Below are 13,624 nucleotides of genomic sequence, written 5' to 3'. Positions count from 1 at the left end.
CTGCGAGGACGGAGGCGAACGATTGAGTATCATCGACGGTCCGTGGCACCGGACGAGGACGACCCTGCTGATCGTGGTCCTCCTCGTCGTGACGACGGCACTCATCGTGTTCGGCGTGACGGCCCACGACTTCATCTTTCGTCTGCTGACCATACCGATCTCGTAGTCGGATCATTCGGCCATCGCTGAGTTTGGCCGCTGGCGCATGTCGAAGGTCATCGCCCCGAAGATCGTCCTTCCGGTCAGCCGATGCGAGGGACACGAGGCTTCGCGGGTCGGACGAAACCCCTGGATCGTGGCGCTCGCGACGCCGGTTGCGCGACTCCGAGGGTAACGCATGTCGGGTAGCGCCATCCGCCATGCGTTACGCCTTTCGAGCATGGATGCCGGCCGCCCTGACGGTTCGGTTCCGAGAGGTCCCCCGACGCCGGAACGTCGACGACGGGGCGGGATCGCCAGGGAGTCCCTTCGGGTCCCTGAATGGCATCGAGGGAGCGTCCGATGGCGGCCGGCCATGGCGCGGGTCGCATCCCGCCTCGAAGCGGTTCCGGCGACGCAGACGCGGGGATGGCCAGTCGGATGACACGGGGGTCGACTTTGCCCGACGTCCATCCGGGGTGCTCGCTCGCGGGCGGGATCGCGAACGCAAGGCACCGTCCGGTCCGTGGCGCCACCGCGGCGCCGCCGGCACAGGGAGGAATTTTCAGCGCTGAGAACGGCGGCCTGTCGATGGAGGACGGGTGTGATCGCCCAGGCTCGGTGAAGGGTTCGGCCCTCGACGGGCACCGGCGCGCAAGCGATTCCGATCGCTGCGGGATCCCGCGCGACAGCCTGAAACGACGCGAGGCCCAGGGAGCTTGCGCACAGCGCTGTTAAGTGCCTAAAAGAAGGTGGATCGCGGCGGCGTGCGTGGACTGGGCGGGGCGCATGCTTGGCCTGGGCCATCGTCGCAAGGCGCCGCGAACCAACCGTCGACGACGCGCAAACATCGTCGACGGCCGACCCGGCTCCCTTGCGGGGCCATGGACACATCGGAGAACCGACGTACCCACCAAGTCCGTGTACCGGCCAGCTTTTCGACGACCACCGGTACAGGGCCAACAGAGAGACTCATACCGTGTGCGAATCCACCGATCAACCAGCTCTATGGAGCGGGGCCGAAGAAACTTGGCCCGAGGAGGCCGCCCCCGACCCGGTCGCCCCACCCTCGCCCCCTGTCGCCTCCCGGCAGCGCAAGGGCCCCCGGCTCCTCGCCCGCGAGGAGGCGGATGTCCGAACCGCCCTCGAACACGCCTGCATATCGGGGGCGGACATGCCTCCGACCGATGCGGACGGCAACCTGAGGCGGACCGCGCGGGAGGCGGTGGCGCGGTGTTTCGTCCGCACGCGTCAGGCGGACCTGTTGATGCCTCCCGCGACGGCCATGGACATTCTTCGAGGTGTCGCCGCGGCACGTCGCCTGAGGCTTCGGCGTGCCGCCGAAGCCCGCCGCCTGAGGCGCAATCGCCCGCAGGCATGACATGACGCCCGTGCGGCCCGGCGACGGGCCGCACGGGTCCTTCGCCCTTGCCACGCATCGTGGATGCCCACCGACGGTTTCGTTCGCATGGTCCAGCAAATCCTCGTCGATCAGGCGGCCGACAGGCTGGTCGAGCAGGGCGTCCGCGTCACCGTGGCTTCGCTGAGGGATGCCCTCCGGCGGGACGGTGGCGGGGCGGCCAAGGGCGTCGCCGTTCGCGATCTCGGCGCGCTCCTGGCCGACTGGAAGTGCCGGCGTCGCTATCGCGAACACCTTGCCGTCCTGGACCTGCCGGAGGATCTCGAACGCGTTCTCGCGACCGTCGCCACGGCCTTGGCCGCGTCCCGACCGCATGTCGGAGACGGCATCGAAACGGGATCGTCCGGTTCGGACGGGGACCGGCATCCGGCCGGGTGGCCCACTTCGACCCACGACCGGCTGGCTGCCATGGCCGACGACATCGGCGCCCTGCGGGAGCAGGTCGCCGCGCTTTCGCAGTCCCGTTCGAAGCCGCCGAAACCGAAGCGCGAGGGGCGCAAGCGGGGCCTCGCCGCGGTCATGGCGAGGCTGTTCTGGGACCGCGTGATGCAGCATTTCGTCGAGGCGATCCGAAAGGAGGGCCCGAAGACGGCGTCCGAGTTGCTCGCGACGCTCGACGCGGACGCGCTGGAGATGGCCGAGAGCGCGTTCGAGCGGATCGACACGTCCCTGATCGCCGAGAAGGTCGGGGAGCGCGTGCGGCGCAAGAACTACTTCCGGCAAACCCCGGACGGCCGCTACGAGGCGCTCTGAACGGACGTTCGATGTCCGCACCCGTCGGGCCGCGGGCATCGTTCGGGTTTCCCGCCTCCGCACCCATGCCCGCGCGGAGAGGATATGGTCCATCGAGCGGTGGGGCATCGAGGATCTCGTCCACCGATCCGGGTGGACCGGCGAGAGGATGGGCCTCGGCGGCGACGGCGGGTTCCACCATCGCATGCGGCGGCGTCCTCCCTACGACGTGAGGCCCGAGGGCCTCGACGCCAGGGCCGCACGGTCGGGGACCTGCGGCTCGCCGGCGGCCCTGCCGGACACGGGGATGCCTGCGCCTTGGACGTCCCCGGTCACGGCGATGCCAGGGCTCCCGGTCTCGGTGGCAGGGTCCGTCCGGCGCCGGCGAAGACCGTCGCGATGTCGGTTGCGCCGACCTGCATCCGTGCCGTGTGGCCGCAAGGGTCGCGATTCGGCGATTCAGGGCATCGCGCATCCCGGATGGCGCCCTCCGCGATGTGCGATGGGGTCGGCACGGTTCCTTAACCCTGCTCGCGTGTCCTGGCGCCCTGCGGAAGGGGTCGGGCGATGGCGGGAAGGAAGTCGGGTCGGGAAGAGGCCATGGAGCGCCTCGAAGACCCGCGGAAATTCGAGGTCTTCCGGGCGGCGGACCAGATACGGGCCGAGGGCAAGGAGCGTGTCGCGCTCGGGAACGTGTGGGCGCGGGTCGGCCGGAACGCCGGCGTGGCGGGCGGCAGCCGGATCGTCGGCGAGCACCTGTCGGACTGGGCGGAGAAGCGCGGCTACAGCCCGATCATCGAGCCTTCCGAACTGCCGGAGGCGGTCGAGACGCGGCTTGCGAAGGCTGCAGCCGCCCTTTGGGAGGCGGCGGGGGCCGAGGCCGCGGGGATGCTGGAGCGCGACCGCATCCGCATGGCGGAGGCCCTCGCGGTGGAGCGTGCGCTCAGGACCGAGGCGTGCGGGATGGTGGACGCGCGCGACGCGGTCATCGCGGGGCTGCGGGCGGAGATCGCCCGGCACGCCTCCGAGCTCGACGAGATGCGGAAGCACGTCGGCATCGTGCGGGCGCGGGAGTTCTGGCAGAGGGTGGCGCAGGAGATCTGGGACGTTCTCCCGGAACACGAGCCGATGCACGTGAACGATATTTCCCGGCGGGTCGGCCACGAGGTCATCAAGGAAGCCGAGGAGCACCCCGGCGAGTGGGGTCCGGAGTTGCTGCGGGGCGTGATCGACCAGCGGGTTAAGTTCAAGAAGCTGTTCGCGAACGAGGGCGGCGGGCGTTACCGCAGGCGCCGGCCGGAGGACGACGCGGCCTGACGCCCGCTACCGCCGGAAGGTCGGGGCGAGGGCCTCGAAGTCCGACTGGTAGGTGGGGACGGTGAAGACGCAGCCCGGCTCGTCGCGTCCCGCGAGGTTCTGGTCTGCGTCGCGCTTGAAGGTCGGGATGGTGAGGGTGTCGGGGACGCGGTCCGAGATCACCAGGAAGGGTCCCTGCATGACGTCCGGGGCGAGCAGGGCGAGGGTGCCGCGTCGGAGCGCGGCCTCGATCTCGACGAGGTGGTCGCGGTAGCTCCTGCGGTGGGCGACGATGACGAGGCCGTCGTCGACCCACGCCGTGACCAGGCCGGTGGGGGCCTCAGGGTCCTCGTCGGCCCGGAACAGCGACGACCGGCCGGGGGTCTCGAAGAGCCTGCGGATGTCGATGGGCTTGGCGAACTCGCTCGGATTGCGCGTCAGGGCGAACACGGTTCCCTGGAACGGCCCCTTGTCGCGGTGGTCGTAGAGGGTCCGCCCCGAGAGGGTCGAGGGGTCGATGCAGGCTTCCTGCACCGTCTCGGCGACCGGAAGCACCCCGAGGCGCCGGGTGAGGAGGCGCATGCTGTCGTTGTGCTGCGCCCCGCCGCCGTTGCCCATGCCGATGGCGACGAGCTCCCTGTCCATGCCGACCATGACCTGCCGGTCGTCCGTTCCCGCTCGCATGACGCTCTCCGATGTCGATGGAGGCATGCTAGGACCGGCTGACGAAAGGCACATCGGGGTGGATCGCGGAGGCGGGCGCGCGACTCCGAAGGTAGCGGGTGACGCGTAGCGCAATGCGTGATCCGCTACGAAATCCGAACCGGGTATCGCCTGGGATCGCAGGGTCGATTCGGGAAGGCAATCGTCGTGCGGGCAGCCCGCATCGATTGAGAACGGCGGCCGGAGCCGTCGGAGGGCGTCCCTGAAGCCAGTGATCACTGCCAAACTTCGCGGACCCGATCCGCAGAATATGGGGTAAGTTCGATTCAGGTTATGCGGGTCGTTGGCAAGTTATGGGTATCTGCACAGTGGCGGCGCGGTCGGCGGCCAGCGGCGGCTGCCACAGGTAGTTGCCCTCCGCGTCCTTGAACTTGCGGATCGTGCTCTGCAGGCGCCGGTTCATCACGAAGCTGGCGTTCTGGCGGTAGCCGGCGCGCAGGCCGTAGACGAGGTCGAACAGCACGTCGGCCGGGTTCGCGGTGGGGAAGGCGCCGGCCGTCCCCGTCGCGATCGTGCCGAGCTTGCCCGGAACCCAGGCGGAATTCGCCACCGTGTCGTAGCTCAGGAAGCCGCGCGGGCGGCTGACCCCGTTACCGGTGACGAAGGCGGTGCTCTCCTGCTCGGCGAAGGCGGTCTCGACATCGTCGGCGAGCCAGGAATCGATGTCGACGATGGCGTCGTCGAGCAGCGTCTGGGTCGCCGCCGGCATGGCGTAGAGCTCCATCGCGGGGAAGCTCAGCTCGGACAGCGCCGGCGCGTCGGTCTGCGGCCGGGGCGCCGCCTCGGCGACCCAGCCCGAGACCGCGTCGCGCACCGAGACGGCGCGTTTGTACTGTCCGCCCGAGATGACCCGCACGGTTGCGAGCGCCCGGATCGGGGACAGGTTGGAAAGCCGCTTCAGCACCGTGCGCTCGACCTCGGCCGGCACGAGGTAGCCGCCGTCCGGGCCGGAGCCGGCCGAGAGGGCCTTTTCCTCCAGGCGCTTGAGGCCGCCGCTCTCGCCGGCCCGGACGTAGAGGTCGAAGGCCGCCTTGTGCTCGGCGGCTGCCCCGTCGCGCGGAGCCGGCGCGCCGGCGCCCAGGGGCGGGCGCCGCCCGTCGAGGGTGAGGCGGTCGAGGCGGGTGCGTGCCGTGTCGAGGGCGGCGTCGATGCGGGCGAGCTTCTCGTCGGTGAGGACATCGCCGGGGGCGCGGCCCTCGATCGCGGCAAGCCGCGCGTCGTTGGTCTCCTTGAAGGCCTCGAAGGCGCGGGAGAGTTCGGCCATGGCGCCGCTCACCGCCGGATCGTGCGGTGCGTGCCCGGCGGACTTGTCCTCCAGGAGCGGCAGGGCATTCTTCGCCTCGGGCGCACGGCGTGCGGCGGCGTGGGTCTCGAAGGGGACCTGAACGAACGGGATCTGAACGGTCATGCGAACCTCGCGGAGGGGGCGGGGAGGATGGCGGCGGGCCGGGACCCGGGCCGGGTGGAGGGGGGAGCCGGGCGCCGGGGCGGCGCCATGCTGCGGGCAAGGGCGTGGAGGTCCTGCGCCAGGGAGGCGCGGTCCGGGGCTGCGATCCGCGCGCCGGCCTGGAGCGGGAAGGTGACGAGGGAGATCTCCCACAGGTCGATCGCCTCCAGCCGGCGCAGGCCGCCGCGCTGGGGCTGCGCGCGCACCGTGCGGAACCCGATCGAGAGCCCGTCGAGGCTGCCCGCCCGGAGGAGGGCATCGAGCTCGCGGGCCCGCTGGACGGCGAGGTTGAGCTGGCCCGCCACGCGCAGGCCGCGGGAATCCTCCCGCAGGGTGAGCCAGCGCCCCACCGGCTCGGCCGGATCGTGCTGCCAGAGCATGCGTATGCCGGCGGCGCCCCGCGCCGCGAGGCTCGCCGCGAAGGCGCCCGGCGCCACCACGTCGCGTCCGAGATCGGGCACGCCGAACAGGCTGGCATAGCCGGTGAAATGGCCGTCCATGGGTGACTCCGCCGCGTGGATTGGGGTGGTGACGGGCTTCCGCTCGAACGCGCGCCCGAGCCGCGTCGGTCGGATCCTGCATCGGAACGGGACCGGTCATGATCGAGGCCGGGCAGCCTGACGGCTCTGCGCGTTGACCGGTCCCCATCGATGTGTACACATCGTGTGTGCACAGTGGAGATGGGTCGTGGCCGAGGATGGGAAGGCTTTGCCGCGCGCGCCGCAGAGGATCGGCGTGCGTGAGTTTCGGGGAAATTTCTCGGGTTTCATGCGCCAGGTGCGCCACGGCGCCTCCTTCGCGGTGACCGCCCGCGACGAGGTCATCGCGATCGTTCACCCGCCCCAACCCTTGCCCCGGCGCCGGCCCGGCACGCTGCGCGGGCAGATCGAGATGGCTTCGGATTTCGACATCCTGCCGCCCGCGCTCCTGGCCGCCATGGAGGGTGAAAATCTGGAGGGCGAGAATTCGGAGGGCGGGGATTCCAAGGACGAAGTGGCGTGAGGCTTCTCCTCGACACCCACGCCCTGCTCTGGTGGTTGCTGGCCGATCCGAGGCTCGGTCGGGCCGCGCAGGACCTGATTGCGGACCCGGCCAACGACGTTCTGGTCTCGGTTGCCTCCCTCTGGGAGATCCAGGTGAAGGTGCGGGTCGGGAAGCTCAAGGCCGATCTCGGCGCCATCCTCGACGCGGTGCGGGACCAGGGTTTCGACCTCGTCGGGATCACTCCGGCGCATTTGCTGGGCCTCGGCGACCTGCCGCGTCATCATGGGGACCCGTGGGATCACCTGCTCATCGCCCAGGCGAAGGCCGAGGGCGCTATCTTCGTCTCCGAGGACCGGAGCGTTCCGGCCTATCCCATCGCGTTCATGAGCTGCTCGGGGTCCGCGCCGAAACCGCCGGGGTCGCCACCGGGGTCGGAGGAGGCCTGAGACACCGGGGTCGCGGCGCGGGCCGGCGCTCCGTTCGGCCTCAACGCGGCCCGTAGCCCACCGCCGCGCGCTTCTCGGCCTCTGTCAAAAAGTCCGCCGCCTGCACGCGGCGCCACAGGCTCTCGCGCTCGGGGGCGAGGGCCTCGATGGCGTCGAGGTCGGGTTCCAGGCGGGCCGGGCCGAAGGCGGGTTCCAGCCAGTGGGCCAGGGCTTCGGCCGTGCGGCGCACGAGCGGGATCACGGTCTGCCGGTAGAAGGCGCGGTTGGCCTCGGCGTAGTTGGCGTGGGTGTTGTCGCCGGGCAGGCCGAGCAGCAGGGGCGGCACCCCGAAGGCGAGCGCGATCTCGCGGGCGGCCCCGCTCTTGGCCTCCACGAAATCCATGTCCTTGGGCGAGAGGGCGAGGGGCTTCCAGTCGAGCCCGCCCTCCAGCAGCAGCGGGCGCCCGGCATTGCCGGCGCCCTGATAGTTGGCCTCCAGCTCGCCCTTGAGGCGGGTGAACTGCGCATCGCTCAGGGTCGAGCCGCTCTGGGTCGCGAAGACCAGGGCGCCGGAGGGGCGCGCCGCGTTGTCGAGGAGGGCCTTGTTCCAGGCACCCGCCGCGTTGTGGATGTCGAGGGCCACCGCCGCCGCCTCCATCGGCGAGAGGCCGTAATGGTCGTCGGTGGGGTGGAACAGGGTCAGATGCAGGATCGGGGGCACGCCCTCGCCGCCCTGGTCGAAGCGCAGGGTTCTGCCGCCGACCGCGTAGTCGTAGGCCGCCGGCCAGCCGTCGGGGCCGGGCACCACCCGCATCCGGTCGGGGCGGAGCGCATGGAGTTCGCGCAGGCTCCCGTCGAGGTTTGTGGCCTGGAGGTAGGCGTTGCCCGAGACCATCAGGTGCCCGTAGAGCGATTCGAGGAGCGCCGCCCCGCCCTGGCGCGGGTTCGGGCGGGCGAGCAGCGCCTCCAGCGGATGCGGTTCGGCGGCGCCTTCCCCCACCAGCCCGACCGGCAGGGCGGCGGCGGCCTCGGCCACCAGCCGCACGGCGCGGTGGACGATGGCGTTGCGCTGGAAGCCCTCGCGGGCGAGCGCCCCGATGTCGCGCGGGGTCCAAGAGGCCCGGCCCTCGCCGTAGAAGGCGACGCCGATGCCGGCCTGCGGGGCCGCCTTGGTGTCGGGAGGCGCGGCACGGCGCACGAGCCGGGAGAGGAGGTTCGCCATCGGGGCCTCGCTGGGTCGGATCGTTCGGGGGTCGGGGACGCCTACAGGCGCCGGATGCGCGGCTCGGAGCCGCCGCGCAGCAGGAGGTGCGTCAGCGCCCAGACCAGGGCGTCGAGGCGGTCCGGCGAGGCGCCGGTGGAGAGGCCGTCCGGGCCGAAGTCGCAGAGCTCGTCCTCCAGCGCCGGCAGGGCGCCGACATGGTGGACGCGCCCCTGCGCGTAGAGCACCGAGACCGGCTCGGCCCGCAGGTATTTTCCGCGCGTGGCCCGCACCGGGGTCACGGGCACGGCGGCGTCGATCTGGTGCAGGACGGCGGTCGCCATCTCGCCGCCCTGGTTGACCTCGACCACGAGGGCGTCGGCGCAGAGCCGGTGGTAGAGCGCGAGCGCGGCCGAGGCCCAGGCCTCGGGGGTGGCCCGGGCGAGGGTGGCGTCGGCCAGCACGTAGGCGTGGCCGGCGCCGTCGAGGCCGGCGGCGACGATCCCGCAGGCATCCGCCCCGGCCTTCGAGGAGGCCGGCGGGTCCACCGCCACGACGATGCGGCGCAAGGCCTCCGGCGCCGCCGGGACGCGGGCCGCTTCGAGGCGGTCGCGGGTCCAGAGGGCGTCGGCCCGGTCGGCGATCAGCTCGCCGTCGAGTTCCTGGCGCCCCAGGCGGGTGCCGGCATAGCGCCCCACCACCGCCTCCAGGAAGGTCGGGGCGAGGTTGGCGGCGTTGTCGGCGGTGCGCGCCCGGCTGACCACGGTCAGCGGGTCCGCCAGGATCCGCCGCAGGAGCGGGATCGGCCGGGGCGTGGTGGTGACGAGGCCGCGCGGGTGCGCGCCCAGGCGCAGGCCGAACTGGATCATGTCGTAGGCGGCTTCCGCGTAGCGCCACTTGGCGATCTCGTCCGACCAAGCCGCCCCGAATTGCGGCCCGCGCAGGGAATCCGGCTCCTCGGCCGAGAAGGCGAGGCCGACCGCGCCGTTGTCCCATTCGAGGCGCCGGCGCGAGGGCGACCAGCGGGGCCGGCGTCCGGTGAGGCCCAGAAGCCCGGAGGGCCCCTCCACCATGACGTCGCGCACGTCCGCGAAGGTCTCGCCGATCAGCGCGATGCGGCCGACCGGCCGGGCCGTGAAGGCCGGGTCGCCCAGCGCCAGGGCGCGGACCCACTCGGCCCCCGTGCGGGTCTTGCCGGCGCCGCGCCCGCCGATCACCGCCCAGGTGGTCCAGTCCCCCAGGGCGGGGCAGGGCGGCAGCTGGTCGGCCCGGGCCGCCAGGAGCCAGTCAGCCGCGAGCGCCCGGATCAGGTGCGGCGGCAGGCTCGCCAGCAGGGCCGGCATCCGCCCGCTCGCCGCCGAGCGCCTCAGCGCGGCGCGCGATCTCCGCGCGCAGGGCGGGCAGGTCGTGGCCGGCGTCGCCGGAGGCGTGACCGGGTTCTTCACCGGATCCTTCGCCATCGCGCGCATCTTTCCCCGAATCCGTTCTCACCGGACCAACCCCGGCCGACACGACCGGCGCCGCGTCCCGGTCCGTCTCGTCGAGGAGCCGCTTGAGGCCGCCGAGGTCGCGCAGCACCCGGGCGCTGTCGAAGCGCTTGGGATCGGCGTTCTTGGGATCGAAGTTCTTGGGATCATCGCCGGACTCGGCGTTCAGCGCCGCGTCGAAACGCAGGATCTGGCGGGCGATGTGGGCGCGCAACGCCGCCCGCAGGCGCCCGGGGTCGGTCTCGGGTCCGGTGGCGTCCGCCACCACGCCGGGTCGGCGCCCCTCCAGGCCGCACGCCGCGAACAGCGCCTCGGCCCGGCGCCCGGGCAACCCCATCGCGTGGGCGAGATCGGCGATGTCGATCCAGGGGTGGCGGTAGAGCCGTGCCACCGCGGCGCGGCGCGCGGCCGTCCAGCGGAGCGGATCGAGACCGCGCGGCCCCTGCACCGCCACCGGGCGCCAGCCGCTGCGCCGGTTCCAGGAGCGGATGGTCGCTTCCGCGACGCCTGTCTCAGTCGCGATGTCCCGGACGGACCGGCGGGTGCCGCGCATGGCCGCCTCGACGGCAGCGCGGGTTTCGGCGGGGATCGGTGCGCTGAACATCGCCGCTGCCCCCACCGCCACTCACACTTCTTGAGCGTGCCCTATCAATACCCCAGGAGCGTCGCGCTGTCAAACATAGAATCCTATGATCGGAATTTATGCAGGTCGTGGGCGGGGCCACTCGTGTCGGGTTTGGAAACCTTCGGTTGTTGGTTGTCGAAGCCTGACGTTTGATACCCGTCACGGACGTCCGTAATGGGTGGTTTGCGGACCGTCAGCTTTCGGACACGTGAGCGTCAAAGCCGGCGTTCTCCACACCTGAGTCGCCGCGTGCCGCGCGTCGCAGCGCCTGCGGCGGCGAAGGGCGCTCTCGCGAACGGCGGGACGGTACCCACGGTTTGACATCGCTCTCTTGACCGAAGGTCGTGAGCACCACGCTTCGTACGGCCTCGCCGGGAAACCCGACGAAGCCGACTTCGTTTCGCGGTCTGCGGACAGGCGTTGGTCTATCGGCCCACGGCGATCAGGCCGTTCGACGTCGCGGAGTTGATGCGGATCGCACGGATCGGTTGATACTCGGGTGCGTCGTAGAATGCGCGCACCGCTGCCCGCGTCTCGAATTCCAGAACGACAACCAGGCTTGGCGCCCAGTCACCTTCGTAGAGCTCCGGCTCCGGATCCGTCGCGACGACCTTGCCCCCATACTGGATGATCAGGGGCCCGACCTTGGCCACGTACTCAGCAAAGGCTTCCGGATCGCGAACGTCCAGATCGATGAGAACATAAACAGACATATGACTACCTTTCGCCGTGCGCCCCTGAAGGGATTCGACGGGCTCGCACGTCTCTGATGATGGTTGAAAGGACGAAGGTCGCGGCTCAGGCGAGGGCAATCTTATTCCGCGGTAAAGTCGATGATCACCTTGCCGCCACGCTCGGCATGGACGGCGGCATCGACGACGGCGGACGGCGGGTAGACACCGCTGATCGGTGTATGCAGGCCACCGCTGATGACGAGCGGCAGGACGTCTTGGACGGCGGCGGGGGTAGCGGCGGCTGAGTCTGGGTTGCCGAGGAAGAAGCCGTGGACGGTCACCTGCTTAAAGATCGGCGACCAGGCCGGGATCGACATCGTTGCGCTGCCGAGAATAGAATAGGCGACGACGGTCGCTCGGAGCGAGACGATATCGGCGAGCAGGCCAATCGCCTCGCCGCCGATGGCGTCGATACCTAGACCAATCCGGCCGCCCTCGACCGCCTTCTCGGCTTCGGCCTTGGTGTCGTCGCCCGCAATCAGGACCACGTCGGCCCCCGCGGCCTTGAGTTCACTGACAAGTTCGGGCCGGCGGACGATGTTGAGTGTCTTGAAGCCCCGCGCCTTGGCGATGCCGATCACGGCCCGACCGACGCCCGAATTAGCAGCGTTCTGGACGACCCAGTCACCCGGTTCCAACGCTGTGTATTCGCTGAGCAGGAGAGCCGCGGTTGGGGGATTGATGCCGAGCATCGAAAGTTGATGCAGATCGGCGTCCGGCAGGGCGAATAGACCCGCCGCGGGGATGGTCATCCGCTCGCGCCAGAGCCAGGTGAAGGTTGGAAGAAGCACCCGGTCACCGATGGCAAGATGATCTACGTCCGCGCCCAGGCCGATTACGCGGCCGACCCCCTCGTTGCCGACGGGCCCCGGCGCCGTCGGCAGGACGGGAAATCCGCCCTTGATCACATAGAGGTCGTGAGGGTTGAACGGAGACGCTTCGAGCTGAACGAGCACCTCGTTCAAACCAGGTGCGGCTGGTTCAGGAAAATCGCCAAATCGCAGTACATCACGGGGCTCGCCGAAGGCTGAAATCTGGATCGCTTTCATCAGGATGGTCCTTTGGTCGAGCAGCAAGGCCGCAGCAGGTTGTCTCTATTGGAGCGAAAGCTCCATAAATATGCTTTGGCCTTGCCGCCGTTGGCAGTCAATGTAAAACTGGAGCCGTCGCTATGAATATGTTAGTTCATGGCTTGGAGGCGTGGGCGATGACCGTTCACGTCGCAGGCCGGTAGGGACGCGCAATGACCATCAAGGGCGAGAGCCCAACCTCTCGCGGGCGTGGCCGACCACGGCTGTTCGACCGCACAGCGGCGCTCGACCGGGCGATGCGTGTCTTTTGGGACAGGGGCTACGAGGGCGCGACCTTCGACGAACTGATTGCCGCGATGGGGGTCAGCCCCTCAAGCTTCTATAACGCTTTCGGCAACAAGGAGGCCCTCTATCGAGAGGCGGTCGGTGCATATCTCACTGGGCCGGGCGGCTTCTTCCCCAAGGCTCTGACCGGCGGGGGCTCGGCGCGAGATGCGTTCGCGCGGCTGATGATGGCTACTGCGGCCGCTTACACTGACGACACGGGCCCTGCAGGCTGCATGATTTCCCTGGCCGGGCTACACGACGCCCCCGAACGCGCCGATCTCCGCGACTTCATGCGTGATGTCAGAGGGCGGTCGCTCGCCTTGATGGTAGAGCGCCTCGACGAGGGCGTCCGGAACGGCGACCTACCTGAAGGCACCGACCTCGCCCAGATCGCCGAGTTCTTCGAGACAGTGTTCAGGGGCATGGCGGTCCGTGCGCGTGACGGCGCAGATCGCGGCATGCTCGAAAAGACCGGCGTGATGGCGCTCGATGCATGGCCCGGCGGGCGGCCCTAGTCGTCGCCCTTATCAAACGGACTGAAACCTCGCCCGAACGAGAAGTTCTCCGACGGCAATGGAATGAGGGTCACGAACACATCATCCGGCCTGATGCCGACCTTGTCGTGAAGGCACTGGACGATCTCCTTCAGCAACTTGCGCTTTTCCGACATCGGACGCGATGCCGGAATATGGACAGAGATGACGATCGCACCTGCCGTACGCTCCACATCCTTATACGTGGGATGCAGGAACATAAAACCTTCGGCATGCTCGTTAATCACGACGAACTTGTCCTCCGGGGGCAGGCCAAAGCTCTCCTGAAGGGAGTGCGCGAGGGCGTCCGCAATCGCCTTGCGCTGATCCAGAGAAAACAGGTCCCTGGGTACGTGGACGTTGAAAAACGGCATGACGTGTTCCTCATTGCGTCGTACCCACGCAACGCGGTATGAATTGGAGGTGCGCCTCCACAAGTCCGTTCTGCTTTCGAATTGCGGGATCGTCAACCAAATTTTGGAGGCACACCTCCAAAGCCTCGCGACGGGCGACCTTGTACG

15 protein-coding genes are annotated in these 13,624 nt (G+C 69.8%); 6 read left to right on the top strand and 9 right to left on the bottom strand.

Going from position 1 to position 13,624, the window contains the following annotated elements; translation table 11 throughout:
• Window positions 1-22: 22 nt before the first annotated feature.
• The 3 genes from MKK58_RS26675 to MKK58_RS26665 all read left to right on the top strand — a co-directional run bounded on the left by MKK58_RS26675 (window position 23) and on the right by MKK58_RS26665 (window position 3,607).
• Window positions 23-166 (top strand): hypothetical protein, encoded by a 144-nt coding sequence (locus MKK58_RS26675; RefSeq protein ID WP_243915991.1) that lies wholly within the window; start codon window positions 23-25, stop codon window positions 164-166.
• A gap of 1,440 nt (window positions 167-1,606) precedes the next feature.
• Complete coding sequence (locus MKK58_RS26670; protein ID WP_243915989.1) at window positions 1,607-2,311, top strand: DNA-binding protein; 705 nt, start codon at window positions 1,607-1,609, stop codon at window positions 2,309-2,311.
• A gap of 579 nt (window positions 2,312-2,890) precedes the next feature.
• Window positions 2,891-3,607 carry a DNA-binding protein gene (locus MKK58_RS26665; RefSeq protein ID WP_243915988.1) on the top strand — a complete coding sequence of 239 codons (717 nt, stop codon included), beginning with the start codon at window positions 2,891-2,893 and terminating at the stop codon, window positions 3,605-3,607.
• A gap of 6 nt (window positions 3,608-3,613) precedes the next feature.
• Here MKK58_RS26665 and MKK58_RS26660 read toward each other — a convergent pair whose 3' ends face one another.
• The 3 genes from MKK58_RS26660 to MKK58_RS26650 all read right to left on the bottom strand — a co-directional run bounded on the left by MKK58_RS26660 (window position 3,614) and on the right by MKK58_RS26650 (window position 6,256).
• Entirely contained in the window at window positions 3,614-4,270 is a 657-nt protein-coding gene (locus MKK58_RS26660; protein WP_243915986.1) for a hypothetical protein, read from the bottom strand.
• Window positions 4,271-4,580: 310 nt separating this feature from the next.
• A complete protein-coding gene (locus tag MKK58_RS26655) occupies window positions 4,581-5,573 on the bottom strand; it encodes a phage major capsid protein (RefSeq protein ID WP_243916025.1) in 993 nt (330 codons plus the stop codon).
• A 140-nt stretch (window positions 5,574-5,713) separates the two neighbouring features.
• The gene (locus tag MKK58_RS26650; protein ID WP_243915985.1) at window positions 5,714-6,256 is read right to left on the bottom strand and encodes an HK97 family phage prohead protease; all 543 of its coding nucleotides are present in this window, start codon (window positions 6,254-6,256) and stop codon (window positions 5,714-5,716) included.
• A gap of 235 nt (window positions 6,257-6,491) precedes the next feature.
• On the opposite strand from MKK58_RS26650, the gene MKK58_RS26645 reads away from it, so the two are divergent.
• Window positions 6,492-6,758: a prevent-host-death protein gene (locus MKK58_RS26645; protein WP_243915984.1), complete on the top strand. Its 267-nt coding sequence runs from the start codon at window positions 6,492-6,494 to the stop codon at window positions 6,756-6,758.
• Window positions 6,755-7,186: a type II toxin-antitoxin system VapC family toxin gene (locus MKK58_RS26640; protein WP_243915983.1), complete on the top strand. Its 432-nt coding sequence runs from the start codon at window positions 6,755-6,757 to the stop codon at window positions 7,184-7,186. Before MKK58_RS26645 ends, MKK58_RS26640 begins: the two co-directional genes overlap by 4 nt.
• A 40-nt stretch (window positions 7,187-7,226) precedes the next feature.
• Here the strand turns inward: MKK58_RS26640 and MKK58_RS26635 are convergent, their stop codons facing one another.
• From MKK58_RS26635 to MKK58_RS26615, 5 genes are all read right to left on the bottom strand, one after another.
• A complete protein-coding gene (locus MKK58_RS26635) occupies window positions 7,227-8,387 on the bottom strand; it encodes a phage portal protein (protein ID WP_243915982.1) in 1,161 nt (386 codons plus the stop codon).
• 41 nt (window positions 8,388-8,428) lie between these two features.
• Entirely contained in the window at window positions 8,429-9,709 is a 1,281-nt protein-coding gene (locus MKK58_RS26630; protein ID WP_243915981.1) for a DNA-packaging protein, read from the bottom strand.
• Window positions 9,654-10,457, bottom strand: a complete 804-nt coding sequence (locus MKK58_RS26625) for a hypothetical protein (protein WP_243915979.1) — start codon at window positions 10,455-10,457, stop codon at window positions 9,654-9,656. The genes MKK58_RS26630 and MKK58_RS26625 overlap by 56 nt, the downstream gene beginning before the upstream one ends.
• Before the next feature lie 446 nt (window positions 10,458-10,903).
• Entirely contained in the window at window positions 10,904-11,191 is a 288-nt protein-coding gene (locus MKK58_RS26620) for a DUF1330 domain-containing protein (protein WP_243915978.1), read from the bottom strand.
• A 101-nt stretch (window positions 11,192-11,292) separates the two neighbouring features.
• Complete coding sequence (locus MKK58_RS26615; protein ID WP_243915977.1) at window positions 11,293-12,261, bottom strand: zinc-dependent alcohol dehydrogenase family protein; 969 nt, start codon at window positions 12,259-12,261, stop codon at window positions 11,293-11,295.
• 194 nt (window positions 12,262-12,455) lie between these two features.
• On the opposite strand from MKK58_RS26615, the gene MKK58_RS26610 reads away from it, so the two are divergent.
• Entirely contained in the window at window positions 12,456-13,085 is a 630-nt protein-coding gene (locus MKK58_RS26610) for a TetR/AcrR family transcriptional regulator (protein ID WP_243915976.1), read from the top strand.
• Here MKK58_RS26610 and MKK58_RS26605 read toward each other — a convergent pair.
• Window positions 13,082-13,477 carry a tautomerase family protein gene (locus MKK58_RS26605; protein WP_243915975.1) on the bottom strand — a complete coding sequence of 132 codons (396 nt, stop codon included), beginning with the start codon at window positions 13,475-13,477 and terminating at the stop codon, window positions 13,082-13,084. The two genes, MKK58_RS26610 and MKK58_RS26605, sit on opposite strands and share 4 nt — an antisense overlap.
• Between the last annotated feature and the right edge of the window lie 147 nt (window positions 13,478-13,624).

This window comes from Methylobacterium sp. J-078 (genome assembly GCF_022829285.1).
Taxonomy (GTDB): Bacteria; Pseudomonadota; Alphaproteobacteria; order Rhizobiales; family Beijerinckiaceae; genus Methylobacterium.
This window is presented reverse-complemented; position numbering and strand designations above follow the sequence as displayed.